This is a genomic window from Paenisporosarcina antarctica, assembly GCF_004367585.1.
In the GTDB taxonomy this organism is placed as follows: domain Bacteria; phylum Bacillota; class Bacilli; order Bacillales_A; family Planococcaceae; genus Paenisporosarcina; species Paenisporosarcina antarctica.
Map to the genome: position 1 here is coordinate 2,216,244 of NZ_CP038015.1, position 21,580 is coordinate 2,237,823.

Genomic DNA, 21,580 nt, shown 5'->3' on the forward strand with positions numbered 1-21,580 from the left:
AAAAGCTTATATTGCTTTCTTAAGAACGAGATGGGGAATCTTGAAATTTCACCTTGCCTGCTAATACAGCAATATCTCCATCACTATGCGGATATTTAGTACGACCAATGATTTGATAATCTTCATGGCCTTTACCTGCAAAAATAATGATATCTCCAGGTTCTGATATAGATATTGCATGTTTTACAGCCGCTTCACGATCTCCAATACATGCATAATTTTTATGGAGCATGCCTTTTTCTAAATCGCTAAGAATTGACTCATATGATTCATCACGAGGATCATCTGTCGTTAAAATAACGTAATCAGCAACTGAAGCTTTTAGTGCCATTACTGGTCGTTTAGAACGATCTCGATTTCCACCCGTTCCGACTAAAAAGATAAGTTTATTTGTTTTGTAGGGTAATACAGAAGAAATTGCCTTTTCAATCGCATCAGGTGTATGAGCATAATCGATAAATATGGATATTGGTAACTCATTATCTAATCTCTCCATTCGCCCTTTGACTGGAGGAATTTGTTCAAGTTGTTCAAGAATTTCAGGTATTGAATATCCTTGTGTATATAATGCTGTCGTTGCTGCTAAAGCATTATATACATTGAACTCACCAAGTAAATTCATGCGAACTGGGAAAATACCTTCTGGAGTACTCATTTCAAATTGTGTGCAATTGGATTGAAGTTGAATATTACTTCCTTGAAACTGTGCAGGTTGATGAATGGCGTACGTCCATACTGGATAGCATGTCATTTCCTTTAACCGTTCAGACCACAAATCATCCGCGTTCACAATTGCATGTTTCGCACGTTGTAAGTCTTGTCCTAATTGGGAAAATAATAACCCTTTCGCTTGTCCATATTGCTCCATTGTTCCATGAAAATCTAGATGATCATGCGTTAAATTAGTGAAGATCGCGACATCAAAATCAACACCAGCTAATCGACTAAGTACCAATCCGTGAGAAGAGACTTCCATAATCATCGTTTTACAACCTTCACTTTTTGCCCGGTGAATCATAAGTTGTGTATTCAGTGCATCACTTGTTGTATTTGCAGAATCATAAAGTTGTCCATTTAAATTAAAACCAATCGTTCCAGTTAAAGAAGAGTTCTCTTTTAACCCTAGTAGTATATTATGCAAAATTCCACTCACACTCGTTTTGCCATTTGTTCCGGTAACCCCAATCATCGTCATATCTTTTGAGGGATAGCCATAAAATTTTGAAGCCAACAACCCTATTGCTCGCGTTGTATCACTCACAACAATGCAAGCAACACGGGTGTAGTCTAGTTCAAGATATTTTTCTGAAACAATTATTTTTGCTCCACTTTCAATTGCTTGCATGGCGTAATCATGTCCATCCACGGTATATCCTCTTATACAGATAAAAACACTTTCAAGTTGTACACTTCGTGAGTCAACTGCAATAGCGAACACTTCTTTAGGAAGTATTCCGTAGATTTCTTTAGCCGGCAAGCAACTGATTAAGTCCGTTGACTGCATTTGCTTTCCTCCTATTCTGTCTCCATTGGAGAGAGCACATAAGCTTCTAATAGTGCTGCAGAATGTTTCAATGAATCTATATGTGTTCGTTCAAAAGCATGTGACGATTCAATTCCAGGTCCGAACAAGGCATGCTTTACATCGAAACCTGCACGTAATGCAGAGGAAGCATCTGAACCATAATACGGATAAATATCTAGTTTGTATGCAATATCATGCTTTTTCGCAAGTTCTACCAATTTACGTGTAAATTCATAATGATATGGACCAGATGAATCTTTTGCGCAAATAGATACGGTATATTCATCAGATGTTTGACCATCTCCAATAGCACCCATATCTACAGCAATATATTCAACTACTTCAGATGGAATATTCGAGTTCCCACCATAACCAATTTCCTCATTATTTGAAATATAGAAATGTGTAGTATTTGGAATTTTCAAGTCATTTTCTTTAATTGAAGCAATCAGTTGTAATAATAATGCCGTACTTGCTTTATCGTCCAAATGACGTGATTTAATGAAACCAGAATCTGTTTCCTCGAATCGTGGATCGAATGACACAAAGTCGCCTACTTCAATTCCTAGATTTTGAGTTTCATCTGCGTTCAATACTTTTTCATCTAATCGAACTTCAATATTTTCTACACTGCGGTCTGCTGAACCTGCATTTTTGTAAACATGTACAGACGTTTGATGCATAAGAATAGTTCCGCGCACTTTCTTACCAGAGGCAGTATGTATGTAACAATATTCGCCTTCAACAGAATTCCACTTAAAGCCACCAATCATTGACAGTTTAAGTCTACCGCTTCCCTTAATTTCTTTTACCATAGCACCGAGTGTGTCTGTATGGGCTGTTAATAGTCTATGTCTAGACGTATCTTTACCTTCTATAGTTGCAATTAGGGCACCTTTATTCGTTTGTTTATAAGGTACTTGCAGATTATCTAATATCGAAGCCATAAATTGCATAATTTCTTTTGTATATCCCGATGGACTTGGAATTTCTACAAGTTTTTGAAGTAATTGCACCGTTTCTTTCTCTTTAAATGCGCTTGACATAAAAAACCTCCTATATATATATAAATATCATACCAAAATTCAACATGTTCTGACACTGCCAAATCATGTATGATAAAGAAACAACTACTTCAACTACGAGGTGAACAATGGACAAATCTCTACTCTTAATAAAACGCAATCACTTGTTTATCGATTTATTTGCAATTGGCTTACTTCTGCATACTATATCTAGTTTGTTTTTTCCTTACAAATTTACAACTTCAATCCCATTTATCGTTATATTATATTGTGGGTTGTTATTCTTTCTACGTCGAATAAAAATAAATAATGAAATGTTGCAAATCCTCATTTTAACAGGATTGAATGGATATATCTTATATATAAATATAGATTCACCTTATTACATACATATATTACTTTTTGTTTATCCACTATTCGTGGCTTCATTATACCACTCAATCATTCCAAGTTTAATTCTTTTACCGGTAACCTTGATTGAAGTCATCTTTTTATTTAATACTTACTTTACTCGTTTTGAAGGTTCTATTGAGTTTGCTGATATATATGTTCTCTTATTTTTAATGGTATTAATGAGTGTAACAGCTATTATCCATTCGCACTTTATAGAAAAATCATGGACCGAAATGGAACAACAGCAAATCACTTTAGAACGTGCTCTCGACTCAAGAGATGGCTATTTGCAAATGTTTTTTGAAAATGCTAAAGATGGTATTGCTGTTTTTGATTTAGATGCTCGAATCATTGAAGTAAATCCTGCCTTTGAATTGTTGTACGGATGGAGTCGACAAGAATGTATTGGCAAACACATTCCTCTTGTCCCCCCTGAAAATGCACAAGCAGCAAGGGAGAGAATAAAAAAAGTATTAAAAGGTGAAAGTTTATATTCATTTGAAACGAAAGATATGAAAAGAAATGGTACCTTCTTTGATGCTCAACTAACGCTCAGTCCAATTTATGATAAGAGCGGTGAAATGGTCGCAATGTCTGTCATTACACGTGATATTTCCTTTCGTAAAGAAGCTGAAAAGCTTATAGTACAGTCAGAGAAGTTGAAATTAGCTGGAGAGATTGCTGCTGGCGTTGCACATGAAATTCGTAATCCAATGACAGTGATTTCAGGTTTTATTCAAATGATGAATGCTGATGATCAACACCCATATCAAACCTATACAAAATTAATTGAGTCGGAACTTGAACGGATTAATTTAATCATAAGTGAATTTTTAATTCTTGCAAAACCCCATGTTAGAACTACTAAAGAATTTAATTTAGAAAAAACCATTCAAGACATAGTTGTCTTGTTTAGCCCTGAACTTAATTTAAGAGGGATTGTCTTAACAGAATCAAAGAGTGTTCCAAATGTGGTTGTTGTTGGCGAACAAAATCAAATTAAACAAGTGTTAATTAATATTATTAAAAATGCAATTGAGGCATTTAAAAAAGAAGGGTCTCTTCACATCTCTACAGAATATGAAAATGAAGATTTTGTGAGTATACATATTGAAGATAACGGAGAAGGAATGACTCAAGAAGTAATTAATCAAATCTTTGAACCATTTTTCACCACTAAAACAACTGGTACAGGACTTGGTATGATGATAACCCAAAAAATTATTCAAGAACACGGTGGGAAAATCAGTATTAATAGTCGTTTAAACAAAGGGACAGTAGTTTCTATATTCTTACCCTATAAAGAACGCAGAAAACCAGCGATATCCAATTAAAAGGAGATCGCTGGTTTTTTTAATTATTCTTCATCATTGTCATCATTGTCATCATTGTCATCATTGTCATCATTGTCATCATTGTCATCATTGTCATCATTGTCATTATCTTGTTTAACTGATAAAACAGCACCGGAATTTGCATCCACCTTGACCTTTACTTCTTTATTTCCATCTTTAATTTCAATTTCATAAAACGATAAAGAATTTTCTCTTTCAAGTTCAACTTCAGTCACAGATCCAGTTGCTTCTTTTAGTGCGATTTTAATTGCATCTGCTGTTGTCACAACTACTTTAATTGAATTTATTTTTGAACTATCGTCATCATTATTATAGTCGTCTTCCATGTCATCTGTTGTCTTGTCTTTCTTCAACACTTCACCAGTAAACGCATCTAGATCTAAATCATATTCAAACCCATCTTTTTTAATTTCAACTTCATAAATAGTACGAAATGAATTTGTTTCGAATTCAACTTCTGACACAGTGCCGTCGACTACTGTTAGGGCTTTTTCAGTAATTTCTTCTTTCGTTAACATATTTGCCTGCTTCTCTCCACTCACACTTACTTTGTCAAAGTTTTGATTTGCTCCAGCTACCATTACGATACTTCCAAGTACTAGTACTCCAGTTATTATCGAGACAGCCATCCATTTACTCTTCAAGTTTTTCATTTTTATTTCCTCCTTTGTTTGATACTTTCATGTTAACTTACCAACATGAGAGAACTCGGAGAGAATTATGAGAAATTAATGAGAAATTTAATCATCATCTGAATCGTCATCGTCATCGTCTTGATCATCCCAAGTAACAGATAGAATTTCACCTGACACTCCATGCACTTGAATGACGGCTTCGCGATCATCTTCCGATTCAATTTCAATTAGATAATAGCCACCGTCTGAAGTTTCTTCATACGTAATATATTGAACTTCTCCAGTCAACTGTGTGTTTGCTTTAATTATTGCTTGATCTTTGCTAATCAGAGCTTGCTCTGCAGTCGTTTGCTTTTTCTTGCTATCTAAAATGCTTCCTGTTACTGCATCGATCGTTAAGGTAATCAGTGTTTCATCTTTTGCAATGTCCACAGCATAGAATGGTTGCTCCATTTCACTGCTCAACACCATGCGTTCGATCGTCCCTTCATATTCGCGGGAAACAATCGATTGAATGTCCTCTTTAGTCTTAATAGGAAGCTGCTGTTTAGTAGCTTGTTCGAGTAGTGTAATCGAAATAATATCGCCTTTTGAAGTGTCTGCAACAATCTCATATAAGCCATCTCGACGGTTTATTTGTGCTATATAACGGTCATTCTTTCGAATTAGATTAGAGATGGAATCTCCATACATTTGTTCAATACGAGATTGTATTTCTTCTTTGGTTACTATTTCTTCTTCACTGGTCAATTTCCACATGTAAACAGCGCCTCCTCCAACTATAATAATTGTTAGTAAGAGTGGAATAAACCATTTTTTAGTGAAAAATGTCATGAGTACGCCCCCTTTCTACTAAGGGTATTAGATGAACATTAAAATTCAATGAGAATCCGTTTATATTTTAGGTAATTCAAGCGTTACAGTAGTTCCTGCATCTATATCACTTTCAATTACCAGCTTAATCTGAAGACCTTTTGCTATTTCTTTAGCCAGTGACAATCCTAAACCTGTGCCACCCGTTTTACGATTTCGTGCCTCATCAACTCTGTAAAAACGATCAAATACATGAGGAATAGCATCTTTAGGAATGCCTATACCTCTATCGGTGATCGCAATTTTAATCAAGTTGGTAGTCTCTGTCATATGCATATCAATTTCGTCTTCGCTATACTTTCGAGCATTATCTAAGAAAATAAATAACAATTGTTTTAACTTTTGCTCATCAGTTTTGTAGGTAATTGTCTCAAAATCCGGGTCTATAATTAAATTGAACTTGCGATGATAAGCTTGCTTCATCGAACGAAGCGTCTGATTAATGACTGGTAGTAGTTCAATTGTTTGTCGACTGATTACCATTTCTTCGTCATATCGAGCTAGTTGTAACATTTGTTCAATCATGTCACGCATACGAACTGATTCTTCTAAGATGGCTTGCGTTGCTTCTTGTATTATTTTTGGGTCGCTAATCCCTCGACGATTAACAAGACTTGCGTAACTTTCAATCACTGTTAATGGAGTCTTTAGTTCATGCGAAGCGTCTGACACGAACTGTTCTTGTTTTTTATAATTTCGTTCGAGCAATTTCATTGTATCGTTAAATGTATATTCGAGATGTGCAAGCTCATCTTTACGATCATCCTTCGTTTTTATTCGCTCATAGTTCCCACTATTTTGAATGCGTTTCATTGTTCCAATTAATTTTTGTATGGGTTGAGTGACAATTTTTCCGAGCACAATACTTGAAATTAGAATTGGAATAGTTCCTACTAGCGTGATGCTAATTAATATTAGTTTTAATTCAGTCAAATTTCTTTCGACATCTGTTAACACTTGAATAATTTGCAATTGTGTAATCGCACCTGAACCATCAATGATTGGTACAGATAAGGTCAACATTTTTGTTCCGTTAATCGTTTTAACTTCGTGTATTTCCTCTGTAACTGATTCAACCTTCACTGCAACCACCTGATCTGTAGTATTTACTGCTACCTCTATTTCACCTAAGGTATTAACAATTCTCACGCCACCATTAGCTGGAGAATAAGCACGTAAAACCGTAGCAGGATTTGTAGATTCAGTCATTTGACTTATAGCATGAACTAAACTTTCAGATTCAGTTCGTAATTGTTGCAGCTCTGTTTCATACGTATTTTGGCTATAAATATAATAAATTCCAACGTTCGTAATAACTAAGATTAATAACATTAATAGCGTTGAGTATAGATGAATTTTAGTTTTTAATTTCATCTCTCTGCTCCTTTAACACATAGCCTACGCCTCGTACAGTTTGAATATATTTGTGTGTTTCATTGAAATCAATTTTCTTGCGTAAATATCGAATATAGACATCAACTACATTCGTCTCCCCGTAATAATTGTAGCCCCATACCGAGTCCAGAAGTTGTTCACGCGACAACACTTGATTAGGATGTTTCATTAAATGAAGCAATAAGTCGAACTCTCTTGGCGTTAATTCAATTTTACGTTCATCTCTATTTACTTCACGTGTTTGTTCATGGAGAGTTAAGTCTTTGAAATGGTGATTGAACAGATCAGGTACTTCTTTAATAGCCAATTCGCGTTTTTTTAGTCTTAGGTTAGCTCGAATTCGCGCAAGTAATTCCTCCATTTGAAAAGGTTTCGTCACATAATCATTAGCCCCTAGATCAAGGCCAGACACTTTATCCTCGACACTATCTTTAGCGGTCAATAAGATGACTGGAACTTGTGCTTCATCGGCTCGTATTCGACGTAACACATCTAGACCCGACAACCCTGGTAGCATCAAGTCAAGTAACACAAGATCCCACGATTGCTCACGATATATGATTAACCCATCCGTACCCGAGTATGCAATGCCTGTTGTATATCCTTCAAACTCTAACTCTAATTGAAGAACACGGGCGATATTCTTTTCATCTTCAATAATTAAGATTCGTTCACTCATAATGTGTTCTCCTTCTACTTTTTATTTCATTCTATCAAAAAAGCAAAAAAGTCGCTCTCCTTATCGGAGTAACGACTTCACAAGTTTCACTTTATTTTTGTATGGTGGAAATACAAGATTTAACGGTATTTTAGTGCTTTTCTTTAATATCGATTTAGCATGTGTAAATGCTTCGAAACTATATTTTCCATGATAACCATTCATACCTGAAGAACCTACTCCGCCAAACGGCATATGAGAACTTCCTACATGCGAAACTGTATCATTTATGCACCCTCCACCAAAAGGCAGTTCTTCTAAAAAGAATTGAATGGCTTTGTCGTTTTCACTAAATAAATATGCAGATAACGGTTTAGGTAGTTTTCGTATTTGTCGAATCGCTGTTTCCAAACGCTCATACGTTAAAATCGGTAAAATAGGGCCAAATATTTCATCTTCCATCGAAGGGTTATTCCAAGAAACCCTATCAAGTAAGGTTGGCTCAATATACAGATCCTCTTCATCCATATTACCGCCTGCAACAATGTGTAGACCTTCTTGGTTAATTAGTTGCTTTAAGCGATTAAATTGTTTGACGTTAATGATACGTCCATAATCAGGACTAATTTGTGCATCTTTCCCGTAAAAATCTTTTATCGTTTGTGTTAATAATTTAATGAACTGATCCTTCACTTTATGATGGACAAGTAAATAATCGGGAGCCACACAAGTTTGACCTGCATTGACAAACTTGCCCCATGCAATACGTTTTGCTGCGACTTCTAAATTCGCTGTGTGATCAATAATTGCCGGACTTTTACCACCAAGTTCTAAAGTTACTGGCGTTAATCTCTCAGCTGCTGCTTTCATCACTACTTTTCCAACGGCAACACTGCCGGTAAAGAAAATGGTATCAAATGGCGCATGAATAAGTGCTGATGTTTCTTCACGTTCACCCTCTACAACAAGAATATAGTTAGGTGTAAACGCTGACTCTATCACTTTTCGAATGACAGCTGCCGTATAAATAGCTGATTCTGAAGGCTTCACAATGGCACAATTCCCACCGATAATTGCTCCAATTAACGGTTCCATAACAAGTTGGAATGGATAGTTAAATGGACCAATTATCAATGCAGAGCCATATGGTTCTCGTACAATAAAACTTTTTGCAGGCTGTAAATGAAGTGCTGTTTTAACTGATTCTGGCTTCATCCAATCGTCCAAATGCTTAGTCATAAAGCCTATACTATCAAGTACAAACCCTACTTCTGTAGCGTATGCTTCAAATTCACTTTTGCGTAAATCTTTATATAGTGCTTGAATGATTTCTTGTTCATGTAGTTGTATGGCCTGTTTTAACTTACTTAATTGTAGTTTTCGGAATTCTGCTGATTTCGTGGCACCCGTGTAATAATAATCGTGCTGCACTTGAATCATGCGTTCTACGTCTTGAGCCGTGAAATTAATGTTCATCACTCCCGTCTTCTATTTCTTTATTGTATCGGGTGGATTCATGTCACGCAAAAATAGACACCTATTAAATAGATGTCTAAATTATTTACTTATTTATTTTTGTATATATGATTTTAATTAACAAATGCTAAGCTTTTTAAATTAATAATTCATCAATCCATCGTTGCACAATTAGTCCTTCTTCAAATGACACAAGTGATTCTTCACGACCATTTTTTGCATCATGACACGCATCCCATAACGTTTTTGGTTGTTCATTTAACTCAACTCTTGTTTCAGGTTGATCAATCTCACTTACCCATAGCTCTGACCAATTTTTTATTGTCATTACTTTTTCAGTACCAATGACCTTAAATAGCAGTGTTTCTTGTTGTCCCATTCCAGATAAACCATTAACAACTATTGGGATACCTGAATCAGTTTGACCGATTGCCGTTGATCCGATTTCACATAATTGTGGATCTGCAGGATAGATGGTTTGATGAGCTGAAAAAGAAAATTTCCCGAGAAGTCGATACATGATTTGAAAGTAATGTGGAAATACTTCTCTTATAAAGCCACCTTGAGCACGTGAACCAATCCAAGGGTTTTGTTGCCATTTTCTTGGCCAATGTGGGAAGTATGTATGTAGTTCAACACGAATTATTTCTCCAAGGGAGCAGTTAACTACTTCATTCATTAATGTTTGAATAGCTGGGCTGTACATAAGAGGGAAATGCATCGCCGTTAACACATTCGTATTTTTTGCACTCTCTACCATTAACTTCCCACTTTCAACATCGTGTGCAAGTGGCTTTTCAGATAACACAAAACAACCTTGATTAGCGGCTTGCACAGCAAGTGAGGCATGACTATTAGGAGGTGTACCAATATATACCCAGTCAGGTTTAGTCTCATATAATTCATCTAAAGAACATGCACTTGGTAATTGGTACTTATCCTTCATCTCTTTTAATCGTTGGACATTTTCATCGAACACACTGACAATTTTACAATTAGAATTTGCTAAAAGTTGTTGAATAATACGTTCTCCTATAATTCCAGTACCTATTATTGCAAATGTGGTTTGATCCATAATGGAAACTCCTTCTCACTAATAATTTTTTTACTTAATAAGATGAATTTATATGAAAAATGGTTTATAATGTGGACATATTAAAGGTAAATAATTAACGAATAATTAAGATAATTAAAAGGAGGTAATTGACGTGGTTAAAACAGAAATTTGGTGGGAACCTATTTTTTCAGGGAATTTGAGCTTAGGCATTAACAAAGAACGCTTAAATGAATTAGAGGAAGAGTCATTTATTTACCTTAATACTACTGAAGATGTCGAAACAAAGGAACAATAAAATAGATGAAATATCTGATACTTTTTTACAGCTTCCCCTTTAAATTTTAGGAGAAGCTGTATTTTTTTGTTCAAAGATATAAAACATGAAATAGTAAACAAACGCACTAACCACTGCTAATATCGCAATGATCATAAATGTCCAAAAGAATCCAAACCATACGGTCATAGGAATAGATATCGGTGCAATCATGCGTCCCACTGTGTAGCGAAGACTTGCTGCTGCAAAATATTGCCCACGCATATGTTCAGGAGCCAACTTCGAAATAAAGCTCTGTTGAATACCTACAGTCATTAGTTCACCAAACGTAAAGATTGCCATTGCCAAAATGAAAATCCAAAACGAATCAAACAATGAAAAAACAACCATTGCAACAGCATATAAAACAGATGAAACAAAAAATATATTTTTTTCTTTAAATGATATGACCAATCTTGTAACGGCAACAGTTAATAAGGCAACAAGTAAACCATTCTCTGAAATAAGAAGGCTAAAGGCCAGCTCTCCTGTTAGTTTCACTTCACTTCCAAACCAAGTCCCTAGAGTCTGATTTCCAATAACTTCTTTTACGTAAATAGGCAATAATAAATCTAATTGCATAAAGGTTTGTGCGCTTAAAATTCCAGCTATGATGAAAAGTAAAAATAATTTGTCTTTCAATATTACCCCATAATCTTTTACTTGCGTTTGAATGGCGTACATAAAACCTTTTGACGTATTGTTTATTAACGAGTCGGAATTAGATGGTTTCGTTTCCTTGGTAAATTTGATTAGTATCCAAGCTAATAAAATGCATACTAATCCTGCAGTCACCATTAATCCAAATCTGTAACTAAAGAAGAAAATCCCGCCAAGTATTGGTCCTATAACTACTGCAATATTCATGGAAGTATAAAAAACAGCAAAGACTTCACTGCGATGTTCTTCAGAGACCACATCGGCTACCATTGCTTGACTAGCTGGCCAATATAATGATCCAAATACGCTAGCTATTGAAAATGCGATAAACCCTAAACTTGGCGAGTCCAAAATTGATGAGTTTGCAAGTGCAAATAAGAAAAATGCACCGCCCTGTCCAAAAGAAGACAAAACCATCATCGTTCGACGACCATATTGATCGGCACAATAGCCTCCAACTAAATTAGCTGCTACTGAAAAAACCTGCGACAAAATTAATAATAAACCAGCTGTCGTTTTGCCGAATTCTTCCGCAAAATAAATAGCAAGGAATGGAAAAAACATCCAGAACGTTATGTTCATAAACGCTTCTCCAATTAGCCTTGCTTTTAAACTCCGATCCCAATCTCTAATTCTCATGATGTCTTCTCCCTAAACTTTCATCTATCTATTACTTTTATTATAGTGTAGCACTGTGACTAGTTTCTTTGACATACATAATTAGTCTGAGGTTATTCTATACTTCTCCACAAATAAAGCGATGCGTAACTTAAATAAGGTGACCAATCGGGAAAGTGAGCTGCAATCTCTTCAGCTTTTGGTTTATCGGGAGTTGCCCAAAGTTTTTTCAATGCATTTTGAAGTCCTATATCTGCAAGTGGGAATAAATTTGGTCTTCCTAAACCAAATAGTAAAAAGCTACCTGCTGTCCACGGTCCGATTCCACGGTATTTGACCAGTGTTTGCGTAATTGTTTCATCGTCTCGTTGAGCAAGGGCTTCGAGATTGAGTTCGCCACTAGCTATGGCTTGTGACACTCCGATCACGTATTCTGCTTTTCTTGTACTAAATTGTAGTTCTCGTAAATGTTCAACTTGAAGTTGTCCTATCACTTCAGGTTGTGGGTAGAACCAAACACCTTCTATTTGCTCACCAAATGTATGAACGAAACGAGTCGTAAGTGTATGGGCAAATGATAAATTTAATTGTTGATGTATGATGCTTTTCATTAACGTCGCATATAACGAAAACTCTCTAATAATGGGTGTTCCTCTATGCTCTTCAAATAAAGAAGCTAAATTGGTGTGGGCGAAATGAGCATGAATGGGCTCGAGTGACCGATTAAAATGAAAAATTTCTTTAATGGTTTGTAATTGTTGTTCGTTAGTTGTTCCTTCTATTAGAAATGTTGGAGATTCTGTTGTTCCTGTGGCCTGAACTTTATGGACCTTGCGCTCTCCAGTCGTCACAAGAACATATCGTTCTCCTTTATTTAAAGATATCAAAGGGTCCATTGAAAGGCGGTCGAGTACACGACCAAAATCATACGTGAAGTTTAATTTGATATATTCTGTCATGGTCATATCCTTTCTCTTCGGTATATTTGACTCATACTTATATGATAAGATGAATTGATGTTAAATAGCATGGTGGCAGTTTAGTTTTTTTAGTTATTTCTTATCATGTGGTAAGTAATTAGAAGTCCTGACTCTATTAACAAGTCATGGTTGATGATATTATATTTAAATTAAAGTATAACTGAAAGATTGAAACTGTAAGTATAAATTTAATAGATATATCTAGCGGGAAATATTACACTCTTGAAAACCGACTCTCTTGGTTTCGAAGCGAGTTCCAGGATTCAAAATATTTGGGGATAAAGAAGGAGAACTTTTCATGCAAGTACTAGTTTTACGTTTTGATTACAAATTATCTACACAATTAGAACATACTATTAAAGACTTATTAATCGCTTCAAGTCGAATTAAAGAAACACCTCTACCACCTCATATTAGCTTATTTAATTTTGAACATATTAACCCGCTTGTTTTAAATGAACGAGTTAAATTATGGATTGAAAAACAAAAACAACTTGATATATCTTTATCATCCCTGGGATTCTTCAAACAACAAGGTACATTTTTTGCAGCACCAGTGGTCACTAAAGAATTAGAGTTATTTCATCGCGAACTATTTTCTCTAATTTCGAATTTACATACAAATGTAATTTCTCCATACTTACCAGGTAAATGGGTTCCTCATGCAACGTTAATTAACAATGTGCCACTAACCGTTTGGGGTCCATTATTTCAACGTGCAGGCTTGTCTTTTGAAACACTAGTCGGAAAAGCCGTGGCTATTGAATGTTGGACGGTTGCAAATGGTAGTGCACAAACAGAATGGACTCACTTTTTACAGTAAGTAATTTGAAATATTCTTTTCTAGATCATTGACTATTATTCTGTGAACGTTATAATAGAATTTGTCCTAGAAAAACGATCTTGTAGCTCAGCTGGGAGAGCGCCACCTTGACAGGGTGGAGGTCGCTGGTTCGAGCCCAGTCGGGATCATTGGGTGCCAAACCCACAGGAAACCTTTAGGAACAAGGGTTTCTCCAAAAAAAGCATCATCTCTTCGGAGGTGGTGTTTTTTTCTATTTATTTATGAATTGGTGTTAAACCGAATGATATATGGTGTTATTCGAATATAAAAAAGTCCCACTCCATGAGCAGGACGGACTAGTCTAAAGTACTCCAAAACCATTCCAACGTTCTAAAATGATACCTATCTTCTACATTTTTTATTAGAAAATGTTATTATGTTCATCCACAGTTATAACGACATTTCCTGTCTTATGTCCTTTTTCGACATATCTATGAGCTTCAACTATTTCTTCAAACGCATAGGATCGGTCAATAACCACTTTTAACTTCTCCGCCTCAACAAGTTCTTTGAGGAAGTTTAGAGCTTCGGAACTTTCAGGTGAATTTTGACTCAAGATTATTTTTTTGCTAGTTGTCAATTTAGTCCAAAGCATTGGAACACTTGGTAATGGTACAGTGATGTTTAGATAGGTTCCGTACTTTTTTAACGATTTCATACAAGCTGAAAACGAGCTCTTGTCTACCGCTTCAAAGATCACATCATACATCTCGCCTTTTGAAGAAAAATCTTCTACAGTGTAATCAATTACCTGATCTGCTCCCAGAGATTTTACCAATTCTAAATTCTTAGTACTGCATACCCCCGTAACATTTGCTCCAAAAATCTTGGCAATCTGAACTGCAAAAGTTCCAACACTTCCTGAAGCTCCACAAGAACCTTTTGGCCACTTTGAATATTAGCTTTTCTAAGAAAATACAATGCTGTTCGTGCTCCGATGGGAATAGCAGCTGCTTCCTCAAAAGTGATGTTGGTGGGTTTAAGACTGACTGGTCCGTCTTCTGGCAGACACTTATATTCGGCATAAGCACCAAAACCCACTAGTGAAGCAGCAAAAATCTGATCACCTTTCTGAAACAGCTTTACATCTTTACCTACTGACTCTACTCGTCCAGCTAACTCCATCCCCAATATCTCTTTTTTGGGTTGTCTGAAACCAAGTGCTATTCGGGCTGGCAACCAAAAAGCGGGAGGCACTTCGTGACCGAATATCTGCTACCGTTACGGTTGTCGCTTTTATTTTTACCAGTATTTCATTATTTTTAGGTACAGGTTTTTCTACCTCTTTCAGTTGAAGAACGTCTGGGGGACCATACTTTGTGTATACAATTGCTTTCATTAATTCTCCTCCAATTCGTTGTAATCATTAATATTTACAAATACGAATAAATAGAACAGATTTCATTCTTCAATAATTGTTCTTAAACTATCCTGCTTTTATATTTCATATTTCACTTTCATTACGTTATGTATAGAAAAAGCACACTACATGTGAGTGCGCTTTACTACTTACAATAGAGTTACATCAGAATAACGGAGTATAAAGCCCGTATTAAATTTACTTTCATCAAAATGAATTAACTTATGCTTTTTTAAATTTTTATAGCCGTAATACCGATCTTCAGTGTCCTTAAACCCGTCTCCCTTATATGGGAGTTCTGTTATTTCAGGTTTGGTTGCTTTAAATGCTTTAATATTAGCAAACAACTTAAATTCATTTTCAGACAAAAAACTGAAGGTTTCTCTATCTACCATTTTCTCTCCTCCTTTCTTTCATCCATTAATTCTACAAAAGACGATGGATTCCTTTAAAATGAAAAATTATTATTTAAGAAAAGCACATCTCGATTTGTAGTGCTTTCGTAAATATATTTATTTCGTTACAGCATTCGTGGATGACTCTACTGTGTATTTACGTTATTCATTTTCTTCCTGTAACTATATTATTTGTGCATTTAGTACCTCTTTTTCGACCTTGAGCTTCCCATTTTTGCTATGCTGGATTACTTTCTGAATGTCTACGTTCATGTATAATCCCTACTTGTCCATTGCTCAAAAAAAAGACGACTAATTACTATACGCAGAAAAAATTGAATATTCCGTTTCTTGGTGGTATATTATAAACTACTAAACTTACAACGTCACTTTATAATGCCGACAAAGGTGAATTACATTTTGAAGAAACTTTTGTGTCCATGAATAAATTTCACACAAAAGGACCCAAAACTTTGAAAGGCATAGAAGGAGGTATTTTCATGCTTACAAATCATCTGGATTTTAGATTAGAGCCCCAAATTCAAAAACTATATGCGGAGCATAAAAAACGATCAGAGAAAATAGATTGGGGGTATCATGAATTTTTGCCATGGGACAAGGCTCAAGATTTTCGCAGAGTACCGTGGGACTCAAGTCAAGTTACCTTACCTTCAAACATTATCACCGCTGTGGAAACCGCCCTATTGACAGAAGTTAATCTTCCCTGGTTCACTTCACATCTAGATCAAACCTTTAAAGGCCCGTTAACCGTTGTCCGAGATTTTGTTCATACATGGACTGCCGAAGAAGATCAACATTCCAACTTACTTGAAACCTATCTACTAATCACGCGTAGTGTGGATCCAAAACGTCTTCACCAACTACATAAACAAACCGTTGAAAGCGGGTATAGCCCAGACTATACGACACCTTTTGAAACAATGGTTTATACAACCATGCAGGAACTTGCGACGATGGCCTTTTATACAAATGTCGCAAAAGTAGCCAGAAAGCATGACAGCGAGCTATCTACTCTTCTTTTGCGCTTATCAAAAGACGAAACGTTGCATTACGCTTTTTATCGCGATGTCATTAAATTTCATCTTCAATTAGAACCGAACTATTGTTATTACCTTGGTCATGTCATCCGTAATTTTCAAATGCCAGGTGCTGTCATGCCTGATTTTGATGACCGAATGGCGATTATTGCAAAAGAAGCAAATTATGGTCCATTAGAATACTTTGATCAAGTTCTTGAAGTCATCATCGACTATTGGGATATCGAAAATTTAAGACCCATCGCACCTGAAGCTGAAGCGGCTAGGGTCGATATATTAAAGTACCGAGATCGCATGAAAAAAGTCAGAGACCGATTTTACAAAAAGAATAAATAAAATTAAGTAAATAACATACAAGTTACCCAGGTCCTCCACCGTTCTAACATTAGAATGGTGGAGGACTTTTTCAATTTTTAACTAAGAAAATAATTATTATGGGATACTATTTGTTTTCGTTAAAAATAGAAAATAGGGGCAATAATAAGTTGTAAGATTCTTCTTAGAAAATGGGAGACGGATTATTATGACATTACAGTTACTAGAGATATATGCTCCAACGCACTTTTTGGATATGGAAGAAATTAAGGGCGAATTCCCTGTTGTCTCCTTTTGGATTTCCGATGAATTAAATGAAAAGAAGCTAACACGGATACTTGTAGAAACAAATGATGTCGAACTAATCCTTAATTATTTGGAGAAATTGCCCGGCGGAGAGGATACATATCAAGTAATGTTGCTACCTGTACAAACGTATCTTCCTAGGGAAAAAGAGAAACAAAATGATAAAGAAAAAGACTTACAACGAGCGAGCCGCCACGAATTATATGAGGCTGTTGCGGAATCTAGCCATATGAGTATCAGCTATATGTGGTTTATTCTTTTCTCCTCAGTTATTGCAGCTGTCGGCATTATAAAAAACAGTCCTGCCACTGTTATTGGAGCTATGGTAATCGCCCCTATTATTGGTCCTGTAACCGCTGTTTCTTTTGCGTCAGTTCTCGGCGACTTTAAGTTAATTCGTCAATCTGTACTGACGGCATTATTTGGAATAGGTATACCCATATTGATTTCTACTGTATTTGGTTTTTTCTTCCTACCACCTATATACAGTAATGAGTTTCTATCAAGGACAGACATTCAAATTATTGATGTTGTTGTTGCCCTCGCCTCAGGTGCTGCAGGAGCGCTTTCTTTTATTAAAAGAAATGAAGGCTCACTTGTGGGAGTTATGGTTTCAGTAGCATTACTACCACCTGCTGTCGTATTCGGTATGACTCTCGGCACGGGTAACTGGGTAGAGGCTGTTGTACCGTTTATTCTATTAATGGTCAACATTAATTCGATACTTCTCTCAGCTGTGATTGTATTTTGGTTAAGTGGCATTAAACCAAACAATTGGAAGGATTTACAGAATGCAAATATCTCGAGAAAACTTTCTCTCCTATTTATTTCAATCATCTCAATTGTACTTATAACTGCAGTTATTTTTATAAACTTCGTCTAATACTTACTCAATACTTACAAATTGGTAATCGACCACTAAGCTGTAGTTTAGTGGTCGGGTATCTCAAAAAAGACTAACCCAATTCTTTTATTTCAGGTTTGTTGAAAGTTGATCAACAAAGCATCAGTCTATGTACATATTTTCTTTCATAATTAATTGGACAATTGTCTTTTTCACTTCAAATAATATTTGATCCCATTTTTCATTTAAAGTCTGGCTTATGCCAATATGGAATGATATTTCATAAGGTTCCACTCCAATAAGAAACCCTTTAATTGTCTCTCTTTGTTGATACAATACTTGAAATAAATGAAGATTATGTGGTGAGATATCTAGTGTTTGATGTTCATGTAAATTAGCTAGAGAATAAATTGAAATTTCTCCAGTTTCTTTACCTGAACAAACAGCATCGAGAATAATAGTAAATGTGGCCTCTTCGATTTTTCCAATACAATAATCAATATCTGATTCCCCAATTAAATAATGAATGTTTGATGTTTGATCAAGTTTCTCCAGTTCCTCCACAAGAGAAATTCCAATACCATCATCCATCATTAATTGATTGCCAATGCCCAATACGATAATTCTTTCCATTAAAACACCTTTATCGTTTTTACTTGTCTTCCTGGACTGTATACATGAGTTGCACATGACATACACGGATCAAAAGATCTAAGAATTCTTCCAATCTCTGCAGGTTTGTCGGGATTTTGAATAGGTGTACCTATTAACGCTTCTTCAGCAACACCTCTATATCCATTATTATCTCGAGTAGAGAAGTCCCATGTTGAAGGAGTTATTATTTGATAAAATGATAACTTTTTTTCTTTAATTTCAAGCCAATGCCCAAGTGCGCCTCTCGTTGTATCGACTAAGCCTCTTCCAGCTGCTATTTCAGGGAGTTCATATTTTTTTTGTACGTCTACTCCAGGAATAATTTGCTGTAATAAGATCTTCATGATTTCTGCTATTTTCTTTGCTTCAATTGCTCTAGCAATGGTTCGATCCATAGCTGAGATTCTATTGTCATACTCCCCACTTAGTATTAATCTTGCCAGTGGACCTACCTCAAAAGGAAGATGGTCGTATCTCGGCGCTTTTACCCAAGAATATGCTTTTTCTTTATCCATATCTGGCTCTGTTACTGCTTCACTTGGTTGATTCGTGCTTTTTTTTGACGTGTACCAGGAATAATCAATTTTTTCCTGTATTTTTTTTTCATCAAATGTCTCCAGAGATCCATTTTTCGAGACAAGTGGATCAACATATAATGTACCCAGATCTTTATAATTGTTAAAAGAACCATATGTTAGAAGATTACCGTAGCCTTTTCCTAGGTGAAAATATTCCTGATAATAGTGAGCGATATCATATACATCTGGAATCATTTTTTCATCAATAAATTGAGTAACTTTTTGTAAAATGGAATCAATATGAACGACTTTTTCTGCTGTTGCCTGAGTTGAAATACCGCCAATAAAGACCCCATGATTATGGGGAGCTTTCCCCCCTAATACTGCTAGCATTTGATGCGCAAGACGACTTATTGGAAGTGAATCAAAGTAGTGCTGTGAAATACGATCATTTATTGCTTTTGGTAACCTGAAATCGTCATGGTCTGATAGTAAAAGAGGATTTTGTTCAATCTTTACAAAGTCTGGAACGGTGTACTGATAGAAATGGCGAATATGATTTTGTAAAAACTCGCAGCAATGAATAATGTCTCGTAAATATCTTCCTTGTTCCATGGGCTTAATGTTTAGGGCATCCTCTAAAGCTAATGATGAGGCCATGGAATGTGCGGCAGAACAAATACCGCATATTCGTTGTGTGAAGTATACTGCATCAAATGGATTTCTTCCTACTAGCATTTGCTCAAAGCCTCGAAATAAATTCCCTTTCGTTTTGGCTTCAATTACTTGATTATTCTCTATGGTTACATCAATTTCCATAAACCCACTAATTCTAGTCAAAGGATTAATAATAATTTTTCTACTCATTCTTCACCACTTTCGTCGTATCGTAGCTTATGAATGGAGCCATTGCATCTGGAAAACCAAATTGAGCACAACCTATGCAAGGGGTGTCATCTCCAATTGGCCAGTTCACATGACCATTCCATTGCCGCGTTGGACAATCAACCCTAGTAACTGGACCACGGCAACCAAGCTTAAATAAACAAGTTTTATCTCCTAATTTCTCGGCAAAAATACCTCGGTCAAAAAATGGTCTTCTAGGACATCGGTCATGAATAAGCGAACTATAAAACATTAATGGTCGATCCATGTTATCGGTTTCTGGTTCCCCGTAAAGTAAGAGATGAGCTAATGTCCCTAAAAACCAATCTGGATGAACAGGACACCCTGGCAGTTTAATCATCTTCTTTTGAGGAAGAACTTTTTGTAATCCTACTGATTGTGATGGATTTGGTTTCGCTGCAGATACACCACCGTGAGTTGCACAAGCACCTACCGCTAAAATATGTGATGCTTTCTCTCCAAACATTGTCGCTGCCTGAAGACCAGTTAGTGGTTTGCCTTGCCAACTCCCAATTACATTGTATAAACCGTTATTTCTTAAAGCTACAGCACCTTCAACTGCTAATATATAGTCTTCATCCAGCGTATTCATCAGTTTCTCGATGGCCTGTTCTCCCTCGGACGCCATTAAACTATTGCAATAACGAATATTCACCATTGAATTTAATGTATATTCAAAGTCCGGATTTTGCCCATTTAACAAAGAGATGATATTTCCAGAACATCCATTTAACTCTAAGTAAACTAAATTCTTTTTCTTAATGAGCCCTTTATTAATATTGTCGATGACTGTGTTTGTTAATCTTGAAGTAATCGCTTCATTTGTCATTGGTTCTGGTGGTAAAATATGTGGTTTCATTTAATTTAACCTCCCTACAACTGGTAGTGTAGCTAAAATCGATTGTTGCCCTGCATGGCAAGATGCAAATTCTCCAGTATAATCCTTTCCTGCTGTTAAACCAAAATGACTAGCGGCTGCCCATGCCCTGTTGTTTGTCACATCATAAACAATTCCATCTACCGCAATATAAGCAGCTCTGCCATTTTTCCCATCGTAGTTAGCTAATTCTTCTATTGTAAAGGTACGTTGATTGGCTTGCTGAGAAGGTAGGGTAGGTGAGGGTGTGATTGGTGGAATTTGTAGTTGATTTGTATTCCTCGAATTAACAGGTGTTAGCTGTTGTAGAGGGGTAACATACAAGTTAGAAATGGCTTGATTAGCTAACAACTCACTTATAAAATGGATGGATGATTGTGTATCCCATAATCGTTGTAGAAGCTGTTGTTTCACTGATGAGTCATCTTGGGTAGAAAGTGTATAAATATCTTGTCGTGCCTGAGTAACAAGATTATTCATTTGTAGCCTGAGCAACTCAATATTTTGCAATTTGTCCTCTCCTTAAGGCTGATACATCTT

General features: G+C 35.9%; 20 protein-coding genes, 1 tRNA gene and 1 pseudogene. 6 read left to right on the forward strand and 16 right to left on the reverse strand.

What is annotated here, in order from left to right; translation table 11 throughout:
• Positions 1 to 19: 19 nt before the first annotated feature.
• Positions 20 to 1,504: a UDP-N-acetylmuramoyl-L-alanyl-D-glutamate--2,6-diaminopimelate ligase gene (locus E2636_RS11030; RefSeq protein ID WP_134210232.1), complete on the reverse strand. Its 1,485-nt coding sequence runs from the start codon at positions 1,502 to 1,504 to the stop codon at positions 20 to 22.
• An 11-nt stretch (positions 1,505 to 1,515) separates the two neighbouring features.
• Positions 1,516 to 2,571, reverse strand: coding sequence for a M42 family metallopeptidase (locus tag E2636_RS11035; protein ID WP_134210233.1), 1,056 nt, complete (start codon positions 2,569 to 2,571; stop codon positions 1,516 to 1,518).
• A 107-nt stretch (positions 2,572 to 2,678) separates the two neighbouring features.
• On the opposite strand from E2636_RS11035, the gene E2636_RS11040 reads away from it, so the two are divergent.
• A complete protein-coding gene (locus E2636_RS11040) occupies positions 2,679 to 4,277 on the forward strand; it encodes an ATP-binding protein (RefSeq protein WP_134210234.1) in 1,599 nt (532 codons plus the stop codon).
• Positions 4,278 to 4,300: 23 nt separating this feature from the next.
• Here the strand turns inward: E2636_RS11040 and E2636_RS11045 are convergent, their stop codons facing one another.
• From E2636_RS11045 to E2636_RS11070, 6 genes are all read right to left on the reverse strand, one after another.
• Positions 4,301 to 4,951 carry a PepSY domain-containing protein gene (locus E2636_RS11045; RefSeq protein WP_134210235.1) on the reverse strand — a complete coding sequence of 217 codons (651 nt, stop codon included), beginning with the start codon at positions 4,949 to 4,951 and terminating at the stop codon, positions 4,301 to 4,303.
• Positions 4,952 to 5,038: 87 nt separating this feature from the next.
• On the reverse strand, positions 5,039 to 5,767 hold the full coding sequence (locus tag E2636_RS11050; protein WP_134210236.1) for a PepSY domain-containing protein: 729 nt from the start codon (positions 5,765 to 5,767) through the stop codon (positions 5,039 to 5,041).
• A gap of 60 nt (positions 5,768 to 5,827) precedes the next feature.
• Positions 5,828 to 7,180 carry a sensor histidine kinase gene (locus tag E2636_RS11055; RefSeq protein WP_134210237.1) on the reverse strand — a complete coding sequence of 451 codons (1,353 nt, stop codon included), beginning with the start codon at positions 7,178 to 7,180 and terminating at the stop codon, positions 5,828 to 5,830.
• Entirely contained in the window at positions 7,164 to 7,880 is a 717-nt protein-coding gene (locus E2636_RS11060) for a response regulator transcription factor (RefSeq protein ID WP_134210238.1), read from the reverse strand. The genes E2636_RS11055 and E2636_RS11060 overlap by 17 nt, the downstream gene beginning before the upstream one ends.
• Before the next feature lie 60 nt (positions 7,881 to 7,940).
• Entirely contained in the window at positions 7,941 to 9,329 is a 1,389-nt protein-coding gene (locus tag E2636_RS11065; RefSeq protein WP_134211790.1) for an aldehyde dehydrogenase, read from the reverse strand.
• A 142-nt stretch (positions 9,330 to 9,471) separates the two neighbouring features.
• On the reverse strand, positions 9,472 to 10,410 hold the full coding sequence (locus E2636_RS11070) for a Gfo/Idh/MocA family protein (protein ID WP_134210239.1): 939 nt from the start codon (positions 10,408 to 10,410) through the stop codon (positions 9,472 to 9,474).
• A gap of 133 nt (positions 10,411 to 10,543) precedes the next feature.
• Here E2636_RS11070 and E2636_RS18985 point away from each other — a divergent pair, with 133 nt between their 5' ends.
• The gene (locus E2636_RS18985; protein ID WP_166669510.1) at positions 10,544 to 10,687 is read left to right on the forward strand and encodes a hypothetical protein; all 144 of its coding nucleotides are present in this window, start codon (positions 10,544 to 10,546) and stop codon (positions 10,685 to 10,687) included.
• 39 nt (positions 10,688 to 10,726) lie between these two features.
• On the opposite strand, the gene E2636_RS11075 is transcribed toward E2636_RS18985, so the two are convergent.
• Positions 10,727 to 12,004, reverse strand: a complete 1,278-nt coding sequence (locus tag E2636_RS11075; protein ID WP_134210240.1) for an MDR family MFS transporter — start codon at positions 12,002 to 12,004, stop codon at positions 10,727 to 10,729.
• A 92-nt stretch (positions 12,005 to 12,096) separates the two neighbouring features.
• Positions 12,097 to 12,942 carry a DNA-3-methyladenine glycosylase family protein gene (locus tag E2636_RS11080; RefSeq protein WP_134211791.1) on the reverse strand — a complete coding sequence of 282 codons (846 nt, stop codon included), beginning with the start codon at positions 12,940 to 12,942 and terminating at the stop codon, positions 12,097 to 12,099.
• A 319-nt stretch (positions 12,943 to 13,261) separates the two neighbouring features.
• Between E2636_RS11080 and E2636_RS11085 the strand changes: the two genes are divergently transcribed.
• Together E2636_RS11085 and E2636_RS11090 are read left to right on the forward strand one after the other, a co-directional pair.
• Positions 13,262 to 13,786 carry a 2'-5' RNA ligase family protein gene (locus tag E2636_RS11085; RefSeq protein ID WP_134210241.1) on the forward strand — a complete coding sequence of 175 codons (525 nt, stop codon included), beginning with the start codon at positions 13,262 to 13,264 and terminating at the stop codon, positions 13,784 to 13,786.
• 76 nt (positions 13,787 to 13,862) lie between these two features.
• Positions 13,863 to 13,935 (forward strand) — tRNA-Val (locus E2636_RS11090).
• Between the two features lie 233 nt (positions 13,936 to 14,168).
• Here the strand turns inward: E2636_RS11090 and E2636_RS11095 are convergent.
• Together E2636_RS11095 and E2636_RS11100 are read right to left on the reverse strand one after the other, a co-directional pair.
• A pseudogene (locus E2636_RS11095) lies at positions 14,169 to 15,146 on the reverse strand (NAD(P)-dependent alcohol dehydrogenase).
• A 170-nt stretch (positions 15,147 to 15,316) separates the two neighbouring features.
• Complete coding sequence (locus E2636_RS11100) at positions 15,317 to 15,562, reverse strand: hypothetical protein (RefSeq protein ID WP_134210242.1); 246 nt, start codon at positions 15,560 to 15,562, stop codon at positions 15,317 to 15,319.
• A 500-nt stretch (positions 15,563 to 16,062) separates the two neighbouring features.
• On the opposite strand from E2636_RS11100, the gene E2636_RS11105 reads away from it, so the two are divergent.
• Both E2636_RS11105 and E2636_RS11110 read left to right on the forward strand, forming a co-directional pair.
• On the forward strand, positions 16,063 to 16,956 hold the full coding sequence (locus E2636_RS11105) for an acyl-ACP desaturase (RefSeq protein WP_134210243.1): 894 nt from the start codon (positions 16,063 to 16,065) through the stop codon (positions 16,954 to 16,956).
• 187 nt (positions 16,957 to 17,143) lie between these two features.
• Positions 17,144 to 18,124: a TIGR00341 family protein gene (locus E2636_RS11110; protein ID WP_134210244.1), complete on the forward strand. Its 981-nt coding sequence runs from the start codon at positions 17,144 to 17,146 to the stop codon at positions 18,122 to 18,124.
• Positions 18,125 to 18,247: 123 nt separating this feature from the next.
• Here the strand turns inward: E2636_RS11110 and E2636_RS11115 are convergent, their stop codons facing one another.
• Genes E2636_RS11115 through E2636_RS11130 form a run of 4 tightly spaced genes read right to left on the reverse strand, consistent with a single transcriptional unit; the run spans position 18,248 to position 21,550 of the window.
• The gene (locus tag E2636_RS11115) at positions 18,248 to 18,718 is read right to left on the reverse strand and encodes a hydrogenase maturation protease (protein ID WP_134210245.1); all 471 of its coding nucleotides are present in this window, start codon (positions 18,716 to 18,718) and stop codon (positions 18,248 to 18,250) included.
• Positions 18,718 to 20,124, reverse strand: coding sequence for a nickel-dependent hydrogenase large subunit (locus E2636_RS11120; RefSeq protein WP_134210246.1), 1,407 nt, complete (start codon positions 20,122 to 20,124; stop codon positions 18,718 to 18,720). The genes E2636_RS11115 and E2636_RS11120 overlap by 1 nt, the downstream gene beginning before the upstream one ends.
• Positions 20,117 to 21,022, reverse strand: a complete 906-nt coding sequence (locus E2636_RS11125; RefSeq protein WP_134210247.1) for a hydrogenase small subunit — start codon at positions 21,020 to 21,022, stop codon at positions 20,117 to 20,119. The genes E2636_RS11120 and E2636_RS11125 overlap by 8 nt, the downstream gene beginning before the upstream one ends.
• Positions 21,023 to 21,550, reverse strand: a complete 528-nt coding sequence (locus E2636_RS11130; RefSeq protein ID WP_134210248.1) for a cytochrome b5 domain-containing protein — start codon at positions 21,548 to 21,550, stop codon at positions 21,023 to 21,025.
• Positions 21,551 to 21,580 lie beyond the last annotated feature (30 nt).

Bases quoted from the DNA above. Each gene is read 5' to 3' on its own strand.
- E2636_RS11080 (WP_134211791.1), bottom strand. From the start codon at position 12,942: ATGACAGAATATATCAAATTAAACTTCACGTATGATTTTGGTCGTGTA.
- E2636_RS11045 (WP_134210235.1), bottom strand. From the start codon at position 4,951: ATGAAAAACTTGAAGAGTAAATGGATGGCTGTCTCGATAATAACTGGA.
- E2636_RS11125 (WP_134210247.1), bottom strand. From the start codon at position 21,022: ATGAAACCACATATTTTACCACCAGAACCAATGACAAATGAAGCGATT.
- E2636_RS11040 (WP_134210234.1), top strand. From the start codon at position 2,679: ATGGACAAATCTCTACTCTTAATAAAACGCAATCACTTGTTTATCGAT.
- E2636_RS11050 (WP_134210236.1), bottom strand. From the start codon at position 5,767: ATGACATTTTTCACTAAAAAATGGTTTATTCCACTCTTACTAACAATT.
- E2636_RS11030 (WP_134210232.1), bottom strand. From the start codon at position 1,504: ATGCAGTCAACGGACTTAATCAGTTGCTTGCCGGCTAAAGAAATCTAC.
- E2636_RS11100 (WP_134210242.1), bottom strand. From the start codon at position 15,562: ATGGTAGATAGAGAAACCTTCAGTTTTTTGTCTGAAAATGAATTTAAG.
- E2636_RS11120 (WP_134210246.1), bottom strand. From the start codon at position 20,124: ATGAGTAGAAAAATTATTATTAATCCTTTGACTAGAATTAGTGGGTTT.
- E2636_RS11115 (WP_134210245.1), bottom strand. From the start codon at position 18,718: ATGGAAAGAATTATCGTATTGGGCATTGGCAATCAATTAATGATGGAT.
- E2636_RS11105 (WP_134210243.1), top strand. From the start codon at position 16,063: ATGCTTACAAATCATCTGGATTTTAGATTAGAGCCCCAAATTCAAAAA.
- E2636_RS11060 (WP_134210238.1), bottom strand. From the start codon at position 7,880: ATGAGTGAACGAATCTTAATTATTGAAGATGAAAAGAATATCGCCCGT.
- E2636_RS11085 (WP_134210241.1), top strand. From the start codon at position 13,262: ATGCAAGTACTAGTTTTACGTTTTGATTACAAATTATCTACACAATTA.
- E2636_RS11055 (WP_134210237.1), bottom strand. From the start codon at position 7,180: ATGAAATTAAAAACTAAAATTCATCTATACTCAACGCTATTAATGTTA.
- E2636_RS11070 (WP_134210239.1), bottom strand. From the start codon at position 10,410: ATGGATCAAACCACATTTGCAATAATAGGTACTGGAATTATAGGAGAA.
- E2636_RS11035 (WP_134210233.1), bottom strand. From the start codon at position 2,571: ATGTCAAGCGCATTTAAAGAGAAAGAAACGGTGCAATTACTTCAAAAA.
- E2636_RS11075 (WP_134210240.1), bottom strand. From the start codon at position 12,004: ATGAGAATTAGAGATTGGGATCGGAGTTTAAAAGCAAGGCTAATTGGA.
- E2636_RS11110 (WP_134210244.1), top strand. From the start codon at position 17,144: ATGACATTACAGTTACTAGAGATATATGCTCCAACGCACTTTTTGGAT.